Annotated in this window: 19 protein-coding genes; 7 read left to right on the top strand and 12 right to left on the bottom strand. The window is 69.6% G+C overall.

Annotated elements, in window-relative coordinates; genetic code table 11:
- Positions 1-113 precede the first annotated feature (113 nt).
- Entirely contained in the window at positions 114-878 is a 765-nt protein-coding gene (locus AC07OY_RS24535; protein WP_495045207.1) for a substrate-binding periplasmic protein, read from the top strand.
- Here the strand turns inward: AC07OY_RS24535 and AC07OY_RS24530 are convergent.
- From AC07OY_RS24530 to AC07OY_RS24515, 4 genes are read right to left on the bottom strand one after another with little or no spacing between them, the layout of a single operon-like run.
- Positions 867-2453 carry an acyl-CoA dehydrogenase family protein gene (locus AC07OY_RS24530; RefSeq protein WP_495045206.1) on the bottom strand — a complete coding sequence of 529 codons (1587 nt, stop codon included), beginning with the start codon at positions 2451-2453 and terminating at the stop codon, positions 867-869. The genes AC07OY_RS24535 and AC07OY_RS24530 overlap by 12 nt on opposite strands.
- Positions 2453-3610 (bottom strand): GGDEF domain-containing protein, encoded by a 1158-nt coding sequence (locus AC07OY_RS24525; protein WP_495045205.1) that lies wholly within the window; start codon positions 3608-3610, stop codon positions 2453-2455. The genes AC07OY_RS24530 and AC07OY_RS24525 overlap by 1 nt, the downstream gene beginning before the upstream one ends.
- Entirely contained in the window at positions 3607-4071 is a 465-nt protein-coding gene (locus tag AC07OY_RS24520) for a CreA family protein (RefSeq protein WP_495045204.1), read from the bottom strand. Before AC07OY_RS24520 ends, AC07OY_RS24525 begins: the two co-directional genes overlap by 4 nt.
- Positions 4072-4081: 10 nt before the next feature.
- Complete coding sequence (locus AC07OY_RS24515; RefSeq protein WP_495045203.1) at positions 4082-4975, bottom strand: diacylglycerol/lipid kinase family protein; 894 nt, start codon at positions 4973-4975, stop codon at positions 4082-4084.
- A gap of 110 nt (positions 4976-5085) precedes the next feature.
- Here AC07OY_RS24515 and AC07OY_RS24510 point away from each other — a divergent pair, with 110 nt between their 5' ends.
- Positions 5086-6276: a GGDEF domain-containing protein gene (locus AC07OY_RS24510; protein ID WP_495045202.1), complete on the top strand. Its 1191-nt coding sequence runs from the start codon at positions 5086-5088 to the stop codon at positions 6274-6276.
- Here the strand turns inward: AC07OY_RS24510 and AC07OY_RS24505 are convergent.
- The 4 genes from AC07OY_RS24505 to AC07OY_RS24490 all read right to left on the bottom strand — a co-directional run bounded on the left by AC07OY_RS24505 (position 6273) and on the right by AC07OY_RS24490 (position 12078).
- Positions 6273-7379 carry a lactonase family protein gene (locus AC07OY_RS24505; protein ID WP_495045201.1) on the bottom strand — a complete coding sequence of 369 codons (1107 nt, stop codon included), beginning with the start codon at positions 7377-7379 and terminating at the stop codon, positions 6273-6275. The two genes, AC07OY_RS24510 and AC07OY_RS24505, sit on opposite strands and share 4 nt — an antisense overlap.
- A 1-nt stretch (position 7380) precedes the next feature.
- On the bottom strand, positions 7381-8502 hold the full coding sequence (locus AC07OY_RS24500) for a DUF5009 domain-containing protein (protein WP_495045200.1): 1122 nt from the start codon (positions 8500-8502) through the stop codon (positions 7381-7383).
- A gap of 123 nt (positions 8503-8625) precedes the next feature.
- On the bottom strand, positions 8626-11373 hold the full coding sequence (locus AC07OY_RS24495; RefSeq protein WP_495045198.1) for a TonB-dependent receptor: 2748 nt from the start codon (positions 11371-11373) through the stop codon (positions 8626-8628).
- Between the two features lie 18 nt (positions 11374-11391).
- A complete protein-coding gene (locus AC07OY_RS24490; RefSeq protein WP_495045196.1) occupies positions 11392-12078 on the bottom strand; it encodes a chitinase in 687 nt (228 codons plus the stop codon).
- A 107-nt stretch (positions 12079-12185) separates the two neighbouring features.
- Between AC07OY_RS24490 and AC07OY_RS24485 the strand changes: the two genes are divergently transcribed.
- The 4 genes from AC07OY_RS24485 to AC07OY_RS24470 are packed head-to-tail and all read left to right on the top strand — an operon-like array spanning position 12186 to position 15900.
- On the top strand, positions 12186-12851 hold the full coding sequence (locus tag AC07OY_RS24485; RefSeq protein ID WP_495045195.1) for a response regulator transcription factor: 666 nt from the start codon (positions 12186-12188) through the stop codon (positions 12849-12851).
- Positions 12848-14227, top strand: a complete 1380-nt coding sequence (locus tag AC07OY_RS24480; protein WP_495045194.1) for a sensor histidine kinase — start codon at positions 12848-12850, stop codon at positions 14225-14227. Before AC07OY_RS24485 ends, AC07OY_RS24480 begins: the two co-directional genes overlap by 4 nt.
- Before the next feature lie 54 nt (positions 14228-14281).
- Positions 14282-14539, top strand: a complete 258-nt coding sequence (locus AC07OY_RS24475) for a hypothetical protein (RefSeq protein ID WP_495045193.1) — start codon at positions 14282-14284, stop codon at positions 14537-14539.
- 38 nt (positions 14540-14577) lie between these two features.
- Positions 14578-15900 carry an alpha/beta hydrolase family protein gene (locus AC07OY_RS24470; protein ID WP_495045192.1) on the top strand — a complete coding sequence of 441 codons (1323 nt, stop codon included), beginning with the start codon at positions 14578-14580 and terminating at the stop codon, positions 15898-15900.
- A gap of 148 nt (positions 15901-16048) precedes the next feature.
- On the opposite strand, the gene AC07OY_RS24465 is transcribed toward AC07OY_RS24470, so the two are convergent.
- The 4 genes from AC07OY_RS24465 to AC07OY_RS24450 all read right to left on the bottom strand — a co-directional run bounded on the left by AC07OY_RS24465 (position 16049) and on the right by AC07OY_RS24450 (position 20142).
- Positions 16049-16561 carry an FxDxF family PEP-CTERM protein gene (locus AC07OY_RS24465; protein WP_495045191.1) on the bottom strand — a complete coding sequence of 171 codons (513 nt, stop codon included), beginning with the start codon at positions 16559-16561 and terminating at the stop codon, positions 16049-16051.
- Between the two features lie 208 nt (positions 16562-16769).
- Positions 16770-17270 (bottom strand): AAA family ATPase, encoded by a 501-nt coding sequence (locus AC07OY_RS24460; protein WP_495045190.1) that lies wholly within the window; start codon positions 17268-17270, stop codon positions 16770-16772.
- A gap of 89 nt (positions 17271-17359) precedes the next feature.
- Positions 17360-18565 (bottom strand): hypothetical protein, encoded by a 1206-nt coding sequence (locus AC07OY_RS24455; protein ID WP_495045189.1) that lies wholly within the window; start codon positions 18563-18565, stop codon positions 17360-17362.
- Between the two features lie 263 nt (positions 18566-18828).
- Positions 18829-20142 carry a TAXI family TRAP transporter solute-binding subunit gene (locus tag AC07OY_RS24450; RefSeq protein ID WP_495045509.1) on the bottom strand — a complete coding sequence of 438 codons (1314 nt, stop codon included), beginning with the start codon at positions 20140-20142 and terminating at the stop codon, positions 18829-18831.
- 310 nt (positions 20143-20452) lie between these two features.
- On the opposite strand from AC07OY_RS24450, the gene AC07OY_RS24445 reads away from it, so the two are divergent.
- The gene (locus AC07OY_RS24445; protein ID WP_495045188.1) at positions 20453-20893 is read left to right on the top strand and encodes a hypothetical protein; all 441 of its coding nucleotides are present in this window, start codon (positions 20453-20455) and stop codon (positions 20891-20893) included.
- Positions 20894-21042 lie beyond the last annotated feature (149 nt).

Below are 21042 nucleotides of genomic sequence, written 5' to 3'. Positions count from 1 at the left end.
TCTCCTGATGTGGGCCATAGCATGGCCGCGCAGCGTCGTCGCCTGTATCGGCCAGCAGCGCTGTGCCCTGTCGGAGCGCTCTGACAGGGCTTGCCCTCACCCACAATGCAGGCATGTTCCTGTCTCGCCTGCTCACCCTTGCCTGGCTGGCCGTGGCGATGCCACTGGCCTGCGGCTGCGAGCTGCGCGTGCGCTGGAACCCCGACCCGCCCTACACGATGCGCGACGCGGCCGGCCGCATCGTCGGCCTGCAGGCCGAACTGACCGAGCAGACCCTGCAGCGCATGGGCTGCAAGGCGGTCTGGGTCGAGCTGCCCTGGGCGCGCGCGCTGGTCGAGCTGCAGGCCGGCCGCCTGGACGTGCTGCCGGGCGCGCTGCGCCGGCCCGAGCGCGAGGCCTATGCGCACTGGGCCGAACAGCATGTGCTGGTGGCCAACCGGCTGTTCGTGCGGGCCGGCCGCGAGACCGACTTCGGCAGCGCCACGCGCCTGCAGGAGGCCTGGCGGCCGGGGTTCAAGCTGGGCGTGCAGATCGGCGTCGTCTATGGCCCCGACTACGCGGAGCTGCTGGGCAACCCGGCCTTTCGCGCCGCCTTGACCCAGGCCGCAGCGCGCCGCAACCTGTGGCAGATGCTGGACATCGGCCGCGTCGACGGCGTGCTGGCCAGCGAGGCGACGGCGAGTTGGGAGCTGCGCGAACTGGGGCTGGCGGGCCGCATCGTGTCCACGGCCGTTGCGCTGTCCCACGAGCCAGCCCAGATCATGTTCAGCAAGCGTTCGGTCGACGCCGCCCTGGTGCAGCGCTACCGCGAAGCCGGCGAGGCGCTGGAGAAGGACGGCACCCAGGCGCGCATCGTGCGCCGCTACCTAGGCGACTAGGGCGGCGTCCAGGATCCGCGCCGCCTGCGGCAGGGCGTGCGTGCCGACCATGCGGCCATCGCCGCCGAAGCGGGTCGCGATGAAGGCGTCGGCCATGGCCGGCGAGGACTGCTCGCGCATCAGCAGGCCTTGCGCGCACAGCACCAGGCCCTGGGCGACGCGGCGGGCCTGGGCCTCCAGCGCGGCGGGGTCGCCGGCCAGCAGGCGGCGCAGGGCCTGCGCTTCGGCCTGCACCGGCGCATCGGGGCTGGCGGCGAATTCGTCGAGCAGGGCCAGGGCCACGTCGGGCTCGCGGGCAATGGCGCGCAGCACGTCCAGGGCCATCACATTGCCCGAGCCTTCCCAGATGGAGTTGACCGGCGCCTCGCGGTACAGCCGTGCCAGCACGCCGTCTTCCACATAGCCATTGCCGCCCAGCAGCTCCATGGCCTCGCCCGTGCATTCGATGGCGCGCTTGCAGACCCAGAGCTTGGCGGCCGGCGTCATCAGCCGCTGCCAGGCTGGTTCGTTGTTCTCGAAGCCGCGCGCCAGGCGCAGCATCAGCCGCATCGCGGCCTCGCTCTCCAAGGCCAGGTCGGCCAGCACGGTCTGCATCAGCGGCTGCTCGGCCAGGTGGCGGCCGAAGGCGCTGCGCTCGCGGGCGTTGTGCAGGGCCTGGACAAATCCGGCGCGCAGCAGCGCGGCGCTGCCGATGACGCAGTTCAGCCGCGTGTAGCCGGCCATCTCGATCAGCGTCGGGATGCCGCGGCCTTCGTCGCCGAGCCGCCTCGCCCAGGCACCGTGGAACTCGACCTCGCTGCTGGCATTGCTGCGATTGCCGAGCTTGTCCTTGAGCCGCATCACCTGGACGGCGTTGCGGGCGCCGTCGGGCGTGTAGCGCGGCAGCCAGAAGCAGGTCGGCCCGGCTTCGGTGCGGGCCAGCACCAGGTGGGCGTCGCTGGTCGGCGCCGAGAAGAACCATTTGTGGCCGGTGATGGCATAGCTGCCATCGGCCTGCTCGAGGGCTTCAGTCGTCACGCGGCGCAGGTCGGAGCCGCCCTGCTTCTCCGTCATGCCCATGCCGACCCAGATTGCCGGCTTCTCTTGCAGCGGCCGGTCCAGCGGGTCGTGCTCGCGGCTGAAGAACTTGTCACGCAGCGGCGCGAACAGCTCGGGCTGCCTGGCCAGCACGGGAATGGCGGCCTGCGTCATGGTCGCCGGGCAGAGGGACCCGGCCTCGACCTGGCCGTGCAGATAGCAGCCGGCCGCGAAGCGCGCCCAGCGGCCGGGCGTGTCGGTGGCGAAGACGTCGGCCACCAGGCCCTGGCGGCGGTACATCGCCAGCAGCTGGTGCCAGGCGGGATGGAAGTCCACCAGGTCGACACGGCGGCCGCGGGCGTCGAGCTGGCGCAGCTGGGGGCCGTTGCGGTTGGCATCGCGCGCCAGCTGGGCGGTCTCGGCGCTGCCGAGCTCGGCGCCATAGCGGGTCAGCGGCTCGATCGCCTGGGGCGCCGCTTCATGAAGGGCGGCCAGCAGGGCGGGGTCGCTGCTGAGCAGGTTGTGGCCGACCCATTCGTCGACGAGGTTGTCGCTCATCAATCTTGAACCCCGGGCTCGGCCATCAACTGGCCCTTGCCGGCGCGCTTGGACTCGTAAAGCGCCGTCTCGGCGCGGCGCTGCAGGTCGGGCAGGCCGCGGTCGCCGGGGCGCAGCTTGGCCCAGCCGGCGCTGAAGGACAGCGGCATGCCCAGCTCGGCCGGCGCGCGCTCGGCCAGGGCCTTGCGCAGGCGCGCGTCCAGGGCCTGCGGGCCTTCGGGCAAGCAGCGCGCCATCAGCACGCCGAACTGCTCGTCGGCCAGGCGCCCGGCCAGGTCGCCCAGGCGGCCCTGGGCCTGCACGCAGCTGGCGAACAGGGCCAGGGCGCGGTCGGCGAAATCCAGGTCGCGCTCGGCCTGCAGCGTGGCGAAGCCATCCAGCTCCAGCACCACCAGGGCCAGGGGCTCCTCGTAGCGCCGCGCCATGGAGATCAGGTCGATGGAGCGCTGGGTGAAGGCGCTCGCGTCGATGAGGCCGGTCAGGCCGTCGGTCTGGGCCAGGCGGGCCAGCTCGGCCTCGGTCTGGCCGCGCCAGGCCAGCAGCAGCATGGGCAGGCTCAGCAGCAGGGCGAGCTGGCCGGCCAGGGCCAGCAGCAGGTCGGGCCAGGGTGCCGCCGTGTCACCCAGCAGGGTGACCGCGGCGCGGGCCAGCATGGCCGCCAGCAGCGGCAACACGGCGGCCAGGCCCAGCGTCCGCCAGCGCCGGCTGTTCAGGCCCTGCAGCACGGTCGCGCGCTGGGGCAGGGTCAGGGCCACGCCCAGCCAGGCGAGCTGGGCACCGAGCACGATGTCGGCCAGGGTCTGGGCGAGGTCGTGGTCGCCCGCCAGCAGCGCATGGCCGAGGCCGAGCGCTAAAGGCGCCGCGGTCATCAGCCAGCGTCCCGGCCGCGGCGTCAGCCACAGGCCCAGGGCCCACCACAGAGCGGACAGGCCGAGGCTGATGATGGCCAGGCCGATGCTGTGCAGGGCCGGCACCGCCATGCGCTCGCCATGGGTCGGGCTCACCATGGCCAGGCCGAGGGCCAGCGCCGCCATGCCGACCTGGGCCCAGCGCCCGCCGGCATTCGCGCCATGCCAGCCGATCAGCGTGATCAGCACCAACGCAGCGGCCAGCGCCTGCATGGGCATCAGGGCGAACAGAGCTGCCGTGAAACTCATTTCTTCACCGGAATCGGGGTTTCGCGCGCCACCGGAACCGCGGTCACGCTGTTCTGGGGCGAGCCGTCGATGAGGCGGTCGGAATAGGTCAGGTAGACCAGGGTGTTGCGCTTGGCGTCGACCATGCGGACGATGCGCAGCCGCTTGAAAACCAGGGAGATGCGTTCGTTGAAGACTTCTTCCTGCGCCGGCAGGGGCTGGCCGATCGTGATCGGTCCGACCTGGCGGCAGGCGATGGAGGCCTCGGCCTTGTCTTCGGCCAGGCCGATGGCGCCCTTGATGCCGCCGGTCTTGGCGCGCGACACATAGCAGGTCACGCCCTGCACCTTGGGATCGTCGTGGGCATCGACGACGACCTTGTGGTCGGGCCCGATGAGCTTGAATGCAGTGTCGACCGAACCGATGGGTTCGGCCCCGGCGAGGGTGCTGGCGAGCAGCAGCAGGGCGGCGGCGAGCTTCATGCGGGCCAGTCTAGCGAACGACGGCGAGGGCCGCCGGCAAGACCCGGACCGTGAGGTCGGTTGCCGAGGGCAGGGGCTCGCCGTCCACGGCCAGCGGCAGCGGCGCGGGGCTGCCCAGGCGCAGCGTCTGGAAGGCCGACAGCGCGATGCGCGGGTGGCGCAGGTGCTGGCCGGCCAGCAGCAGCGGCATCATGGCCAGGGCACCCAGGCGGCCGAAGGCGCCTACGCGCAGCAGCTGCAGCTCGCCGTCGTCCACGCGCGCACCCGGCGCGGCGGGCATGCCGCTGCCATAGCTCGGCGTGTTCAGGCTGGAAGCGAACAGCATCGGCCCGTCGTGCAGCAGCCGGCCGTCGGCCTCGATGCGCAGCAGATGCGGGCGCAAGCGGCCGATCTCGCTCAGCGTGGCCCACAGATAGCGCGGCTGGCCGCGCAGCCAGTGGGGCGCGGTCTGGGCGCGGATGGCGATGGCCGCATCGAAGCCGACCGCCAGGCTGGACATGAAGAACTGGGCGCCGCTCTCCGGCGTCGTGACCTCGCCCAGGTCCATGGCCGAGGCCGGCGCGCGCTGGGCATGGGCCAGGGCTTCGCGCCAGCCCATGCGGGCCAGGCCCAGCGCCCGCGCCAGGTCGTTGCCGGTGCCGCCGGGCAGGAGGGCCAGCTGCAGCTTGCGCGCCACCAGGGCGGGCAGCAGCTGGTGCACCGTGCCATCGCCGCCGGCGACGATGACGCGGCTGCCCTCGGGCAGGGCCAGCAGGCGCTGGCGCGCGGCGGCCACGTTCTCGGGCAGCACCAGGGGCACCTGGGGCAGGGCCTCGCGCAGCGGCGCGGCGAGGGCGGCGCAGCGACCATTGGCGGCGTGCGGGTTCAGCAGGCACAGGGATGGGGTCAGGAAAGGGGCGCTCACTCCGGCATTGAAGCCGTGGCCGCCAGGCCACGCCATCGGCGCAGACCCTGGCGACGGCCGCGGGCGCTCTGCCTACACTGGGCCAAACCCTGGGAAGGGAGGCGCCTCGCATGACGCTGGATGTACCGACGCTGGTGCTGATGCTCGTCGTCGGCTTCGGCCTGCTCACGCTGCTGCTGGAGCTGGCCGGGCGGGGCGGCCTGCAGCGCGGCGAGTTGAAGCGCCTCGGCGGTGCGGCCAAGGCCCTGTGCGGCGGCTTCCTGTGCTTCGCGCTGCAGCCCTGGCTGCCCGGCTGGCTGGTGCTGCTGGGCGGCAACCTGCTGCTGATGGCCGGCCTGGCCCGGTTCGCGTCGGCGGTGTCCTGGCATCTGCTCAACCGCGGCCTGAGGGTCTGGCAGCACTGGCTGCTGGTCGCCGCCGCGCTGACCGTGCCCTTCATCCTCAACGTCAGCACGCCGGTGCGCGCCGGCGCCATGTCGGCCGCCATGGCCGTGCTGCTGCTGCCAGCCACCGTGACGGCCCTGCGCCAGGGCTGGCGTGGCGAGCTTTCCTTCCGTGTCGTGGCGGTGATGCTGTTGCTGGCCAATGCCGCCTTGCTGCTGCGCGCGGCCTTCGCCGCCTGGTGGCTGGGGGGCGGCAGCCTGCCGGCCGGCACGCCGGCCTTCTGGAGCAGCGCCATCTTCATGCTCGCCTTCATGGCCGTGCTGGCGGCCGGCTTCGGCTTCGTGCTGGCGGGCTTCGAGCGCATGGCCGCGCAGATGCGCGAGCTGGCCAGTGTCGACGGCCTGACCGGCGCCGTGAATCACAACACGACGGTGTCCCTGCTGGCGCATTCGCTGGAGCGCGGCCGGCGCGAGAACCAGCCGGTGGGCTTCGTCATGCTGGACCTGGACCACTTCAAGCGCGTCAACGACCGCTACGGCCATGTCGTCGGCGACAACGTGCTGCGCGCCGTGGCGGCCTGTGCGCGGGCGCGGCTGCGCAGCTCCGACGTGCTGGGCCGCCTGGGTGGCGAGGAGTTCGGCCTGGTGCTGCCGGCCACCGGCGTGGCCGGCGCGAAGCATCTGGCCGAGCAGGTGCGACTGGCCGTGGAGGCGCTCGAGCTCAAGGGCGATGGCGGCCAGCCGCTGCGCGTGACGCTGTCGGCCGGCGTGGCCGAGGCCTCGCGCAGCGACACGCCCGAGACGCTGATGCACCTGGCCGACAAGGCCCTCTACCAGGCCAAGCAGAAGGGCCGCAACCGCGTCGTCGTCGCGGACGACTGGATGAGGAACTCGACGCTGCAGTCGGTGGTGGGCTAGAGGGCGCAGGCGCCGGCAGGCGTGGGCACGGCGATCTGCTTGCCGCTGAAGCGCGGTGCCTCGGGTCGGCTCAGGTCGAAGTGGCTGAGCTGGTCGCTGCGCTGGTTGCACACATACATATGGGCGCCAGCGATGCAGGCGCTGCGCGGGTAGTTGCCGCGCACCCAGTGGTGATCCAGCAGCCGCGGCTTGCGGGCTTCGGCGAGCGACAGCACGGCGATGCTGTCGTGCAGGCGGTTCAGCGCATAGAGATGCCGGCCGCCGGGCGCGACGAGGAGGTCGGAGGCGTAGTTGGTACCGGCGAAGCCGGACGGCAGTACCGAGATCTCGTCCAGCAGGCGCGGGCCGTCGGCCGTCAGCTCGACCGTGGTCAGCGTCGACGATTCCTCCTGCAGCACATAGACCAGTTGGGCGTCGCGCGGGTGGAAGGCAAAGTGGCGCGGCCCCGAGCCGGGGCTCAGCGCCAGCTCCTGCGCCGGCGCGGCCGGCGCGGCGGCGGTCAGCGGCCAGACGAGCAGGCGGTCGCGGCCGAGGTCGGTGCCGAGCAGCCAGCGGCCGTCGGGGCTGGCCTGGATCATGTGGGCATGCGGGGCGTCATGGCCGCTGTTGGCCTGGCTGCCGGGCGGCGCCTTGGCCGCCTTCTGCGGGCCGGGGCGGCAGTCGCCGCTGCAACTGGGCCAGCTGTCGGCGGCGCCGAGGCGGCCGTCGGATTGCAGCGCCAGGGCGGCAAAGCGGGCGTCGCCGTAGTGGGCCACCCAGGCACGGCCATGGCTCAGTGACAGCTGGCAGGGCGAGCGGCCGCCGCTGGGCAGGCGCTGCAGCAGCTCCAGCTTGCCAGCGCCGTCCTGCGTGTAGACGGCAACATGATCGGCACCTTCCTCGGCGGCATAGACACGGCGGCCGTCGGTGGCCAGCCAGCTCGGGCTGCCGGCGTTGGGCGTGACGGCGAGCGGCTTCAGGCCGCCGTCGGCACCAATGGCAAAGCTGTAGAGGCCCTGGCCCGCCGGCGCATAGGTGCCGACATGCAGGAAGCGGGACGAAGGGGCGGCGAGGGCGGGCATCAGCGGCAGGGCGGTCAGGGTGAGCAGGTGTCGGCGGTTCATGTCAGAGGCGCAGCCGCAGACCGGCGCGCAGTGAGAGCCTGAGCAGCAGCAGCACCCAGGCGAGGAAGAGGAGGCCGCGCGCGAGGCCGGCGGCGCCTGTGCTCAGCGCGGCCGGCCAGCTCCATGGCACGAGCGTGGTCAGCGCGGCCAGCACATAGGGAATCAGATAGGCCAGCAGCGGATGGCGGGCCGCGTCGCCGAGCACGATCATGGCGGCGCGGCCTGGCGCGGCGTCCGCGATGGGACGCAGCACGAGGTAGAGCAGCAGCGAGGCGCCGGCGCAGGCCAGGCCCCAGCTCGGCGTGGCGAGGATCTTGGACAGCGGCCAGTGCGGCCTCACCGCGAAGCCGGCGGCCAGCAGCAGGAAGGCCAGCAGCAGGGCCCAGGTGGTCGCCTTGGGCAGCGGACGAGGCCCGTGCAACAGCAACGCCGAAGCCATGCCCGCCAGCACCAGCAGGGTGTGGGTCGCGTGGCCACCCCCGCCGACCTGCGGCGCCGCGAGCGCGAACCAGGCCACGCAGACCGGCAGCGCCGCAAGAGCCAGCGCGAGGCGGGCCTGCGGCGGCGCGGCGATGAAGAGCAGGGCCGACAAGCCATAGGCCCAGCCGATGAGGCCGAGGATGCCCCACCAGTGCAGGCCCATGCCGCCGGGATAGACGACGGCCAGCACCACCAGCAGGACGCCACCCGCCGCCCGCCACGGCCAGGCCAGCAGCGGCCCGCCGGACACGCTGCCCCAGGCGAGGAAGACGCCCACCAGGGCTGCCAGCAGCCAGGCCGAGCCGTTGAAGCCCGCCGGCGCCATCTCGGCGTTGACCATGAAGAGGCCCGTCACGATCAGGGCGAGCGCACGCTCGGCCGCATGGCGCAGCGCTCCGGCACGGCCCTCCTTGTCCAGCCTCGCCTGCAGCGCGAAGGGCAGGGACATGCCGACGATGAAGAGAAAGGCCGGGAAGACCATGTCGACGAAGCTCATCGCATCGGCATTGGCCGGCATGTGCTTCATCCAGGCGGGCAGGCCGCTCACGCCGGCCCACTGGTTGACGAGGATCATCACCGCGACGGTCAGGCCGCGCAGCAGATCGATGCCGGGCCAGCGGGGGGCGGAGACGCTTGAAGTCATGGGCGCGGATTGCACAACAAAAAAGGGCGGCCCGGGCAGGGGCCGCCCAAAAGCAGAGGCAGGAGACTGCCACCACGAGGAACGACAGGCCGGCCCGCAGGGGGCCGGCCCGGTGGGTGCTGCTCAGTAGTTGTAGCGCAGCACGGCCTGGTAGCGCTTGCCGGTGCGGTAGATGCCGCGGGTCAGCAACTCGGTCTTGGCGACGCCGGCAACGTCCGCGTAGTTGCGGTACTCGCTGTCCAGCAGGTTCATCGCATCCAGGCCCAGGCTGAGGTGGTTGGTCAGCTTCACGTTGGCGCTGGCTGCCAGATCCTTGCTGCCATCGGTGATCAGGAAGTTGCCGCGGTCGGCCTGCGTGTAGTACTTGGAGCGGTAGGTGTACGTCAGGCGGGTGCTGAAGCGGTCGCTTTCATAGAACGGGCTGAGGCTGTACTGGTGCTTGGAGTTGAACGGCAGGTGCGAGCCGGCCGTGCTCGTCGTGGCGTCCGAGAAGGTGTAGGTGGTCAGCGCACCGAAGCCCCAGGCGATGTTGGCCTGGAAGGCCAGGCTCACGCCCTTGATGGTGGCGCTGCCGGCGTTGTTGGGGCGCGCCACGGCGTAGACCGCGTTGGCCCTCAGATTCTGGTTGTAGTGCACCTCCGGCTGCGTGGTGGTGAGCACGTAGTCGTCGATCTTCTTGTTGAAGATGGTGCCGGCCAGGATGGCGTTCTTGGCGAAGTACCACTCGGCCGAGAAGTCCAGGTTGGTGGACCTGTAGGGCTTGAGGTTGGGGTTGCCGCCGCCGCCGGAGAGGGTCTGGTCGCCGATCCACAGGTAGCTGGACATGTCGCCGTAGTTCGGGCGCGACATGACCTTGGCCGCCGACGCGCGCAGCACCAGGTTGCTGCCCAGTTCGTAGGCCACGTTCAGGTTGGGCAGGATGTTGGTGTAGTTCTTCGTCACCGTGGTCAGCACGTACTTGTCTGCCGGGCAGGCCTGGCCCGTGGACACCGTGCAGGCCCAGCCGCTGCTGTTGGAGGTGGTTTCCACGAAGCGCACGCCGAAGTTGCCACGCAGCGAGTTCAGCGCGTAGTCGGCCTGCACGTAGGCGGCATCGACGGCTTCCTTGACCGCCCAGGTGTTGGCGACAAAGGAGGGGTCGCTGAACGTGGTGGGTTGCGGCATGGTCTGCCAGGGCGCCAGCCACTTGCCGCTGAGGATGTAGCCGGCCAGGGCCTCGCCGTCGATGGTGTAGCGCCGGTTCAGGTCGCCGACGTTGCCGAAGCCGCTGAGGTAGTTGTCCGGCAGCTGCTTGGGCGAAAACTGGCTGGCCTTGGCATCGCCATAGCCGGCGACGGCGGCCAGCGTCACGCCCGCCATCGTCTGCGTGGTGTTGTGCGTGCGGGTCTTGGCGCCGAAGCGCACCTGGTAGATGGGGCCGTCGAACTTCAGGCCACCGTCCACCTGGATGAACTCCTCCTTGTCCACGGTGGGCTTGTTGACCATGTTGCCGCCCCAGCCGGTGTTCCAGGTGTCCTTCGTGGTGGGGTCGGAGCCCCAGCCGCCGTCGATCTGGAAGGCGTTCGGGTCCTTGAGCGGGTTGGGTCCGGTGATGGTCAGCGCGGGCGTGCCGCTCGTGAGGTCGTAGCTGTAGCTGGAGCGGGCCAGGAACTCGCCGAACACCTGCAGCTTGGTGCCGCCGGTGGCCTTGGAGAAGCCGGCGTGGAAGGAGGCGAACCAGCGATCGTCCTTGTAGCTGCCCTTGAGGTCGTAGGACTTGGTGTCCACCGTGGCCTTGCGGTCGATCAGGTCATACACCAGCAGCGCGTTCTTGAACGAGCCCTTGGTGATGACGCCGCCGTCCACGGTCAGGTCGGTCATCGTGCCGAGGCTGTTCCAGCCATTGCCCTGGAAGGCGAACATCGAGTGGCTGCGGTTGTCGTAGCCGGCCTTCACCTTGAGGGCGTTGAACTCGAAGTCGAGCTTGTCGCTGGCGCGGGCCTGCAGAGCCAGCGACAGCGTGTCGCGCTCGCGCTTTTGCTGGAAGTAGTGCGCGCTGGTGGCGTTGGGGCCGACGGCATTCGGGTTGGCGGTCAGCGTCGTGGCACAGCTGCCGACGCAGTTCCCGTTGCCGATGGAGCCGCCATTGCCGCCGCCGGCGATGTAGTTGCTGCCCTTGACCGTGCCGTAGGACTCCACGCCGTCACGGCGGATGCCTTCTTCCGAGCGCTGGGCCGAGAAGATGAGGCCGAAGTTCTTGGCCTCGTTGCGCCAGCCGACCAGGCCCGACAAGGTGGGCTCGCCCTTGCCGATGCGGTCGTTGTAGAGGTAGCCGACCGAGCCGGCCAGCGTGAGCGCCTTCTGCTCCAGCGGCTTGCGGGTGGAGATGTTCACCGTGCCGCCGATGGAGCCTTCGTCGAGCCAGGCTTCGGGCGACTTGTAGACCTCGACCTTGTTGATCAGCTGCGGTGCCAGCAGCGAGTAGTTGAAGGTGCGACCCGGCTGGTCAGCAATGAACCAGTCGGCCGAGGCAATCGTCTGGCCATTGATCAGCGTGCGGTTGAGGGCCGGGTCGGTGCCCAGGATGGAGACCTTCTCGCCCTGGCCGAAGGCCTTGTCGATGGTGACGCCGGGGATGGTGGTCAGCGCCTCGGCGACGTTGGTGGCGGGCAGCTTGCCCACGTCTTCAGCGGTGATGACGTCGACGATGGCGTCGGCATTGCGCTTGGTCTGCAGGGATTTCTCCATGCTGGCGCGGATGCCGGTGACGACGACGGCCTCCAGGCTCTCCGTCTTCTTCGGGGCCTCCTGCGCCAGCGCGGGCAGGGCACAGGACAGCAGCACGGCGGCTGCGATGGCGGACTGTCGGTGCAGTGTCTTCTTATCTCGCATGTTCTCTCTCCGGGTGAATCAGCACCCCAGCGGGTGCAGTAGGGGGACGCCAAACAGCTGGCTGGCGTGTCTGTAGAACTGGGCGCGGCGCTCGTTCTTGCGCTTCGCATCGGGGTCGGCGGGCTTGTCGCACTCCAGCGGGCCGTTGATGGCGCGCGTCGTCGCGCCGAAGCCGGCGCCGCCGCGCACGGCCGCGTGGGAGGGCTGGGATGACTCGCCGGGCTGCGTCATCCAGTACCAGAGGGCGGTGCGCCAGGCGACGGTGGAGTCGCGCGCGACGCGGTCGGGGTCGCTCCACAGGTCGATACCCATGAAGTCGCCGGCGGCCTTGTACTGGTAGTTCCAGCTCAGCTGGATGGGACCGCGGCCGTAGTACTGCTGGCCCGGCGCGCAGGACAGGCGGGCGTCGTCGCGGCAGTACTTGCCCCAGTTCTCGCGCTTGTATTCACGCTGGGCGCGCAGCTGGTCGGACTCGTGCGCGATCTGGCCCAGGAAGGCGGCCATCTCCTGGCGCTTCTCGGTCTCGCTGCCCCAGTCAGCGAAGCCCGGCGTCTGGCGCACGGCCTCGGCAAAACCTTCGTAGCTGTAGAAGGCGATGCGCTCGGGAAACAGCTCGTCGAACTGCGCGCGGCTGGGCAGGAAGGGCGAGCCGGCCACGGCGCTCAGCGGCAGCAGCAGGGTCAGGCGGGTGAGTACACGAATCATGTGACGGGACGTATCAGCTTGGGGCGGACTGTCTGCCGGCATGCCTATGCGCTGCTTCAATGGCTTGTTAAGGCCGTCTTAACGCGAGCGGCGGCAGAATTCGGGCCATGCGCATCTGCCTCCTCGAAGACGATCTGGAACTGGGCCGCTCCCTGCAGGCCCTGCTGCAGAACGCCGACCACGAGGTGATGTGGCTGCGCCGCATCGCGGATGCGCGGCTGTGGATCGCCGAGGGCGGCTTCGATGCCGTCGTCATGGACCTGGGCCTGCCCGACGGCGACGGCATGGAGCTGCTGCGCACGCTGCGCCGCAACCACCGCAAACTGCCCCTCATCGTCATCACCGCGCGCGACGCCATCGAGGACCGCCTGGACGGCCTGGACGGCGGCGCCGACGACTACCTCGTCAAGCCCTTTGCAGGCTCGGAGCTGCTGGCGCGGCTGCGCGCCGTCGCGCGCCGCAGCCTGTCCGATGGCGAGGAGGTCCAGCAGGCCGAATGGCAGCTGCGCGACCTCATCCTCGACGAGCCGCGCATGGAAGTGCGCCGCGGCCAGGAGCGCGTGCCGCTGTCGCGCACCGAGTTCAGCCTGCTGCTGACGCTGATCAAGCTGCCCGATCGCGTCGTCACGCGCCGCCAGCTGGAAAGCCGCTCGCCCAGCCAGATGGACGGCCGCAGCCTGGACGTGCACATCTCCAACCTGCGCCGCAAGATCGGCGAGGGCTATATCCGCACCGTCCGCGGCGTCGGTTATCTCGTCGAGCGCGAGGCGTGACGATAGAGGCGCCACAGCGCTCGCTGTTCCGGCGCAGCCTGGCGGCCGTGTTCGCCGTGCTCTTCCTGTGCTGGCTCTTCCTGGTCGCGCGCGAGCTCATCGACATCCGCGTTCTGCAGGTCAGGAACGGCCAGGCCGAGAACATGCTGTGGGCCGAGCTGGCGCTGGAGCGCGCGCGCGACACCCATGCCGACAGCGCGCGGCTGGACCAGGCCCTGCTGGCCCTGGACGGCATGCTGGATCGCGAATGGCGGCTCAAGGGCCACCGCACGCCCTTCCGACTGCTGCAGGTGCTCAAGCGCGACGTCGTGCTGGCCGAGCTCAAGCCCGACCTGACCGGCCGCGACCGCGTGCTGCCCGTCGAATCGGTGCCGGGCCAGGACGAGCGCTGGCTCTACACCGAGGTGCGCGACGACGCCCGCGAGCTCGCCGTGCGGCGCTGGCAGGAGAGGCCGGGCGACTGGCATTTCAGCCTCGCCGGCCTGAGCTATTACGCGCGGCCGCTGCTCTACGGCCTGCCGCTGCTGGCCCTGCCGTTGTGGCTGCTGTTCCGCCTCGGCTTCGCGCCGCTCAAGCGCATCGGCGCGCAGATCTCGGCCCGCTCGGCCCAGGACCTGACGCCCCTGCCGGCCACGCGCTATGTGGAGCTGGCGCCGCTGGTCAATGCCGTCAACTCGCTGATGTCGCGGCTGCAGCAGCGCCTGGACCGCGAGCATGAATTCCTGGCCGACGCCGCCCACGAGCTGAAGACGCCGCTGGCCGTCATCCAGCTCAGCGCCGAAGGCCTGGATCAGGCCGACATGCGCGCCCGCGACGAGGCCAGGGAGCGGCTGCGACTGGGCGTGCAGCGCGCCACCCATACCGTGCACCAGCTGCTGGCCCTGGCCCGCTCGGGCGCGGACAGTCTGGACCTCAGCAAGGGCCGCCACGATCTCGTCGACCTGGTGCGCGAGCGCATCGCGCTGGCCAGCGGCCTGGCGGTGAAGCGGCGCATCGAGCTGGAGCTGGTGGCGCCGGAGCAGCTGTCCGTGTGGCTGAACCGCGAGTCCCTGTGCAGCCTGGTCGACAACCTCGTCGACAACGCCATCAAGTACTCGCCCATGGGCGGCCACGTCAGCGTGGCTCTGGTGGAGGCTGACGACGCCCTCGAGCTGACCGTCAGCGACCAGGGCCCCGGCATCCCGGCCGAGCTGCGCGAGCGCGTCTTCGAGCGCTTCGTGCGCCTGGCGGTCGATCAGGACTGCCACGGCAGCGGCCTGGGCCTGACCATCGTCGAGCGCGCGGCGGCCCAGCATGGCGCCACCGTCGAACTGCTGGACGGCCCGCAAGGCCAGGGCCTGACGGTGAAGGTCAGATTCCCGCGGACCGAGGCTTGAGGGCCGCCGCTGGGTGATGCTGGAAGCCGGCTTGGCTCCGACTAACATAACGCGATGACACGCGGCATCAAATGGCTCGCCTGGTTGGCGCTCGCGGTGGGCATCGCACTGATGGCCATCGCCGTCCGGCAGCTGTCCGTCTCCGGCGGAGAACTGCCCTCAGGCCTCTCCTGCCGAGCCCTGTGCGGGCTCTCCCTCATCGCAGCCGAGCTGCTGGGAGCTGAGGCCGGGCCACGCGTGCTTGCGGCGCTGTGGCTCGCGCTGGGCACAGGCAGCGCGGCGATAGGGGTCCAGCTCATCAGGAAGGGCTGATCAGAGGCGCGGACCGCGTCACAGATGGCAGGGATGCGATGAACTTGAAAATGAAGGAAGGTGGCCGCGCGCTTTGCCCCGCGGTGGTCGTTGCGCTGCTGGGCGCGTTAGCCGCGCCGACGCAGGCCGCGACTGCATGCCGGCCCGGTGTGTATGGCGCGGACCCTGATGCTTTCGTGGTGTTGGGTGTGGTCGTGCCGGCGCCTGGATCCGGCCAGCGCTATCTGTTCAGGGACGGACGCAGAGGCAGCACGACTGCTGCGGGATCGCCCGTCTTCTGCGATGCTGACGTGGCGACCATCACGCTGCCAAGCGGCGAGGTTCGCCAATGGCCGCGCAGCGCCACCCGCGAGACCGACACCAGCTTCGTCAGCGCGGCCACCCGGCTCGCCGGGCGCCTGGTCGAACCGACGGGCGATGTTGACCGCAATCGCCCCCTGGTCGTGATGGTGCACGGCTCCGAGAAGACCGCGGCGATCGGCAGCGTCTATGCCTACATGCTGGCCGCGCAGGGCATCTCCGTCTTCGTCTACGACAAGCGCGGGACCGGCGCGTCCGCGGGCGACTACACCCAGAACTTCGAGCTGCTCGCCGACGATGCGGCGTCGGCCCTGCACGAGGCGCGCCGCCTGGCCGCCGGCCGCTTCGGGCGCGCCGGCTTCTTCGGTGGCAGCCAGGGCGGCTGGGTCGCACCGCTGGCGAGCACGCGGTCTCCCGCTGAATTCGTGGCCGTGGGTTTCGGGCTGGTCGTCTCTCCGGTGCAGGAAGACCGCGAGCAGCTCCTCGACGAGGCCCGCCAGATGAAGCTGGCCGCCGCGGAGGTGGCCAAGGTGGAACGGCTGTCGCGGGCCACGGCCACGCTCGTGCGTTCGCATTTCACGCAGGGCTACGAGGCCTTGGCCAAGGTCCGGCGCGACATCGGCGCCGCGTCCTGGGCCGCAACCATCCAGGGCGAATACAGCGGCGACATGCTGCGCATGAGCGACGCCGATCTGCGCAGGGTAGGCCGGGCGCGCTTCGACAACCTGGAACTCATCTGGGACCACGACGCCACGGCGGTACTGAGGCGGATGAAGGTGCCGCTGCTCTGGGTTCTGGCTCAGGAGGATCGCGAGGCGCCCGTTGAAACCACCCGCGCCATCCTGCTGAAGCAGATCGCCGCGGGCCGCCCGTTCGAAGCCTATGTCTTTCCCGACACCGATCACGGCATGGTGGAGTTCAGCGTGAATGCGGACGGCTCGCGCACGGCGACACGCATTACCGACGGCTATCTGAAGCTGGTGGCGGACTGGATCAAGGGCCATGTGCAAGGCAGCTATGGCCGCGCCTCGGCGCTTCGTCCAGAAAAGCAGGCGCGCTGACCGGAGGCGGATGCCGTCGCCTTGTGGATGGCGACGGTACCGCTCATGAAAAACCCCGGCGCGGGGCCGGGGTTGGGAGTGCCCTGTCGCGCCGTTGCCGGCGAAGGGACTGCAACAGCAGCGGGGCTGCCGTTGCCTGCGATGCAGCTCAGTGGTCGCGACGGCGGCGGAAGGCCACGAAGCCGACGATGCCCAGGCCAGCGCCCAGCAGCGCATAGCTTTGCGGCTCGGGCACCGGCTGCGCCACGGCGATGGCCGAGATCGAATAGGCCGACAGCGCCGCGTTGGACAGGCCGAAGACCTTGAAGTGGTAGCTGCCGGCAGCCAGCACATCGAAATGGCTGGTCGACACGGAGGAGAAGCCATGGCCCACCACCAGCGCGTCGTCGGACGTGCCCACCAGCGCGTCGAGACCGGCGGTGTAGATGCCGTAGAACGCCGGGTTGATGTTGCCGAGGAAGGTGGTCACGTTGCTTTCCACCGTCGAGGCCGACGAGATGGTGAACGTGAAGTTGTCGTTGATGACGGCACCGAACGAGGTTGCGACGCCACCGCTGCTGGTGATCGTCGCATCCAGTGCGCCGAGGTCGTTGGTGGTTGCCTGAGCCGCCATGGCAGCGAGCGAAAGCGCGCTGCCCAGGGCGAGAGATTTCAAATTCACGATGTCTTCCTAGAGAAATGAACGACAGCGGGAACTAATGCACATTTCATGCCATCAGCGAAAACCCTTGTCCAGCAAGCGTTTGCAGTGGCAGGCGGGCTGCGGCGCGCCGGCTTTGTAAGGCAGTTCGACATCCCAAATCTTAGGGGGTGGGCCGCCCGTCCGCTTGCTGTTCAGCTCGCCCTTCTCGGCCTGAGGGCCGAGCGCTTCAATGCCCCTCGGGCGGCCAGGGAAGCTCGACGACGTGACGCAGCCGCCTCAGAAAGCCTGCGTCCAGGTTCCGCCGCCCGCCGGAGGCGAGGACGACGATTCCACTGAAGGTCTCGATCTTCCGAATCAGATAGCCGACCTCCAGGTTGGCATGGCGATCGTGGCTGTCCTTCACATCCGTGCGCTTGCCGAACAAGGCATCGGCCTCGTCGAAAAACAGCACCGCACCGCTCGCCGCAGCCGTCGAGAAAACGCGTTCCAGGTTCTTCTCGGTCTCGCCGATGAACCGGCTCACCAACTGACCGAGGTCGACGCGCATGAGACTGCGTCCCATCGTGCGGGCCAGGGCTTCGGCAGCCTTCATCCTGTTGGCGCCGGGAGGAACCGTCAGGATCACCGTGGCTGCGCGCTCCGAGGCGACGCTGCGCAGTTGCGCGACGCTGTCGGCCGGCAAAGCGATATCGTCCAAGCGCGTTGCGATCCTGTTGACCTTGGGCATGGTGCCTCCCCGGTGAGGAGTGCCATTCTCGCCCTGTCGGCCTGAAGGAACAGGATCCGTCGTTGGTGAAGCAGGATGCCGCGGGATCTTCAAGCCGGCCGCAGGGTGCCGAACGTCTCGGGTGAGGCCCGCAATCTGGCGGCTGCCCAGATGAACATGGCCGGGTGAAACTCGTGCTTGCGCATGCGCTGCTGCAGCCGAAGCATCAAGGCCTGGTTGTCCTGAGCACCCTCCCAATGCACCAGCTTCATCAGCGCCGCCGTGGGCACCAGCGGGTTGTGGGGGTCGTCCTGCTGACGCGCGATCGCCAGCATGCCTTGCGGCGTTTGGCATGCCGTCAGCAAAGGCCCCAACGCGTCATCGAGGATGAAGCGGTAGTCGTCCAGCAAGCGCTCCAGGGTGGCGCGATCCTGAACGAGAACCGTGATGTCCGATTTGTGCTGGGGCTTCGCCCAGTTCCAGCGCTCGTGCGGTGGCAGCACCAGTGGGAAGCCGCTGCCTTCCATCTTCGCCAAGGCGGCCGGCAGCCAAGGGGTCAACTGGCAGCGGATGGAGAACCCTGAGCCGCTGCCCGTGGTTGTCGAGCCCCACAGAAACGACTGAGCCGACCAGCACTGCAGCCCCCCTTCCGTGACCCGGATGAATTCCGTGCAGCCACTGTCGATGCTGTTCTCGACGAAGCCCTGGGCGACGAACCAGGGCCCGAGGCGCCTGAGCAGTCGGGCCTGCAGCCAGACGCTGTCGAACCCGCCGTCGAAGGGCCCCTGCCTGGCCAGCAGCGCGTCCTGGAATGCCGGATCCTGCCGACGCTGGGCGATCCAGGCGCGGCTCTTCGGGTTGGGCTCAGCCGCCTGCACATCCATCTCCGCAGCGAGCCAAGGGCCGGCTGGGCGAAGGGGATGCGGCACCAATGCGGCCGGGTGGATGGGCTCCGGGCCTTCGTGAGTCAGGCGGCCCTTCAGCGGGTGGTAGCAGACGCCTTCCTGGTCGTCGAAAACCACCAGCCCCAAAGCCAGTGCCTCGCGCACCAGCAAGGGCTGCAAGTCGCTGATGAATATCGACGGAATGCCCAGGCTGAACACCTGACCGTCCTCCGGCCCGCCGTCGTCCAGCCCATCGAATCCCTGGCCGGCGAATGCGGGGTCCTCGCGAAGCGCGCGACGAAGCGCGTCGCGCAGATGCGCGAAGACAGCCGGCTCGGGCCCGGCGGCATCGCACAGCTGATCATTCAGCGCGGCGGCGGCCTTCAGGGTGTCTGGAAAGGGACGCTCCCAGCACTGGACGACGTAACTCATCGGACGCAGCCAGCCGAAGCGCGCTGCGAGGTGCGCAGGGGTGCTGATGAAGGTCTTGGAGGCATGGCTGATCCGTTGATGGGATGGGTGGATTTTTGCTGCGGACCTGGGGACGAGCACCGATCCCTGCGGCGCCAGCGGTCAAGCGATGCGTCACAGGGCTACCCGCAGCAGACGCGTTTCCCACCTGACACTCGGCGCATGCCGGGGATCGGACTGCAGGGCGAATTGGACAGGCAGCACGCCGCCCCGCCGTTCGTTGCTCAGGTGGTCGGTCCGCCCGTTGGCCGGGCCCGCTGCGCCAGCAGGCGCTTGCGAACCGCATGGATGTTGTTGCGCAGCGCGTAAAGCTCTTCGGCATAGGACAGCGGCACCGCAATGCCGTGTGTGACGCGGTCCAGCTCGTCCAGCTCGTCGAGCAAGGCGTCGCGCTCGCCTGTGCCGGTTTCCAGCTTTGCTTCCACCTCGCGCAGCCGCGCATACCAGCGGAACACGCGCGAGCGCACGCGGAAGGTGTAGATCGGCGGCACGACGCGCGACAGCGGCAGCATCAGCACCAGCAGGCCGCCGACGACCAGCCACATGCGCTCCAGCAGATTGCCGGCCCAGAAGGGCAGGTAGCGCGCCCAGGCCGGCGGCGTGCCGTTGATCGCGCGGTCGCCTTCGGCGCTGACCGGCAGCTCGCTGGTACGGGTGTTGGGAAAGTCGCGCGCGCCATTGAACCAGCCCGCCCCGCTGTGCTGGCCCAGGGCCGCCTGTGCGAACAGCTGGCGCAGCGCAGGGTGGGTCTGCTCGCGCGCCAGCAGAGAGGTGGTCGTAGCCAGCAGCGGTACGTCGTGAGGCGGCAGATCGGCCGCCAGGTCCACCACACCGCGCGGCAGACTCACGGTGGACAGGAAGGGCAGGTGGCGCGAATAGGCCTCGTTCTGCTCGAAGGCCATCAGCGCCATGGCCGGGTCGCGCAGCAGCGCGCGGATCAGGCCGGCCTGCGGCGCCGAGATCAGCACCGTGGCGTCCAGGCTGCCCTGGCGCAGGGCCGCGCCGGCGGCGTCGGGTGCCAGATTGGACAGCTGCAGATCGGTCGGCTTCAGCTGGTTCAGCGCCAGCAGCTTCTCAACAATCTGCGGCACACCGCTGCCGTCCTGATCCACATTGACCCGCAGGCCGCGCAGCTGGTCCAGGCGCTGCAGTTCGCCGCCGGGTTGGCGGCGCGCGATGCCGAGATCGCGGCGATAGAAGATCCAGATCGGCTCGTAGAAAAGGCTGCCCAGCGAGACGATGCCGGCCTCGGTGTCGGCCACCGGATCGGCCATGCCGCCGCGTACGAAGCCCACATCGGCCGTGCCGGCGCGCAGATGGGCCAGATCGTCCTGCGCGCCTTCGCTGGCAATCAGCTCCACCTGGACACGCTCGCGCGCCAGTGCCTTCGCATAGCCCTCACCGAAGCCGGCATAGGCACTTCCAGCCGGGCCGGTGGCCAGCCTCACCTGGCGCGGCGGCTGCGGATCCAGCCACCAGTAAGCCGCCACCAGCAGGCCTCCGCCGAGCAGAAGCAGAGGGCCCATCGAGACCATCATGTCGCGCAGCGTCTGCAGCAGCAGGCGCAGGCTGCGGGTGGCATGCCATTGCTGAATCGGGGTCACTGCTTGCCGTCCTGAGCGGGCATGGTCGTGATGCCGAGGCATTGCATGGGCTGGGTCTTTGCAGATGGGGGAGCGGCCCATCGTATTCGAGGCGTGCGGGCCAGACTGTTGCCTCCGCTTTCGCGGCGACGCCGCCGGTCAAGGACCGGCGGCTCACCGGGCCGCCAGGCAAAATCCAGACGATCGGGGCGAGCCTGGCGTCAGGCCTGCCGGGAAGCCCGCCTTGAAAAATGGAGCAGCATCAATGGCACTGACGAAGAAGGGCGAGTTCTGGTACGGAACGACGTCCGGCGACACCCAAGCCGAGCTGCGCAGCTACAGCGTTGCGAATCGCCATGAGGCCACCCGGTTTGCCGCGTCCAAATGCGATTGCGGGTGCCGGACCTTCGCGCTGCAGACCGATGAAGAAGCCGGCGTGGCGATCCGCACTTGCACCGACTGCGGCCAGGAACACCTGATGGGCGACAGCGCGGACTACGCAGAAGAAGCCGCGCCCGAGGTGCACGAGTGCGTGTGCGAGAACGAGGTGTTCGAGCTGATGTCCGGCGTCTCCGTGTACGAGGGCACACATGACGTGCGCTGGTACTACATCGCTTGCCGCTGCGTGGAATGCAATCTGGTCGGCGTCTTCGCAGACTGGAAGTGTGAAGCGGGTGATGCGGCGGCCTTCCTCGCCAAGGTATGAGCGCAACCCCGCAGACATCAGGCTCGAAGGCGCTGGGTCACGCAAGGCTCGGAGGCAGGGCTCAAGTTTCAAGCCCTGGATCAAGCAATACCTGACCCTCTTGCGCTGGAGCGCCAAACCTCGGCACATCGACGGCGCCATGCCCGCAC

The sequence above is a fragment of the Roseateles sp. GW821-FHT09H10 genome, assembly GCF_059415865.1.
This window is presented reverse-complemented; position numbering and strand designations above follow the sequence as displayed.

Coding starts and splice junctions, on each gene's coding strand:
- AC07OY_RS24475 (WP_495045193.1), top strand. CDS start 14,282: ATGACACGCGGCATCAAATGGCTCGCCTGGTTGGCGCTCGCGGTGGGC.
- AC07OY_RS24505 (WP_495045201.1), bottom strand. CDS start 7,379: ATGAACCGCCGACACCTGCTCACCCTGACCGCCCTGCCGCTGATGCCC.
- AC07OY_RS24525 (WP_495045205.1), bottom strand. CDS start 3,610: ATGAGTTTCACGGCAGCTCTGTTCGCCCTGATGCCCATGCAGGCGCTG.
- AC07OY_RS24495 (WP_495045198.1), bottom strand. CDS start 11,373: ATGCGAGATAAGAAGACACTGCACCGACAGTCCGCCATCGCAGCCGCC.
- AC07OY_RS24530 (WP_495045206.1), bottom strand. CDS start 2,453: ATGAGCGACAACCTCGTCGACGAATGGGTCGGCCACAACCTGCTCAGC.
- AC07OY_RS24485 (WP_495045195.1), top strand. CDS start 12,186: ATGCGCATCTGCCTCCTCGAAGACGATCTGGAACTGGGCCGCTCCCTG.
- AC07OY_RS24500 (WP_495045200.1), bottom strand. CDS start 8,502: ATGACTTCAAGCGTCTCCGCCCCCCGCTGGCCCGGCATCGATCTGCTG.
- AC07OY_RS24470 (WP_495045192.1), top strand. CDS start 14,578: ATGAACTTGAAAATGAAGGAAGGTGGCCGCGCGCTTTGCCCCGCGGTG.
- AC07OY_RS24445 (WP_495045188.1), top strand. CDS start 20,453: ATGGCACTGACGAAGAAGGGCGAGTTCTGGTACGGAACGACGTCCGGC.
- AC07OY_RS24460 (WP_495045190.1), bottom strand. CDS start 17,270: ATGCCCAAGGTCAACAGGATCGCAACGCGCTTGGACGATATCGCTTTG.
- AC07OY_RS24450 (WP_495045509.1), bottom strand. CDS start 20,142: ATGATGGTCTCGATGGGCCCTCTGCTTCTGCTCGGCGGAGGCCTGCTG.
- AC07OY_RS24535 (WP_495045207.1), top strand. CDS start 114: ATGTTCCTGTCTCGCCTGCTCACCCTTGCCTGGCTGGCCGTGGCGATG.
- AC07OY_RS24520 (WP_495045204.1), bottom strand. CDS start 4,071: ATGAAGCTCGCCGCCGCCCTGCTGCTGCTCGCCAGCACCCTCGCCGGG.
- AC07OY_RS24490 (WP_495045196.1), bottom strand. CDS start 12,078: ATGATTCGTGTACTCACCCGCCTGACCCTGCTGCTGCCGCTGAGCGCC.
- AC07OY_RS24510 (WP_495045202.1), top strand. CDS start 5,086: ATGACGCTGGATGTACCGACGCTGGTGCTGATGCTCGTCGTCGGCTTC.
- AC07OY_RS24455 (WP_495045189.1), bottom strand. CDS start 18,565: ATGAGTTACGTCGTCCAGTGCTGGGAGCGTCCCTTTCCAGACACCCTG.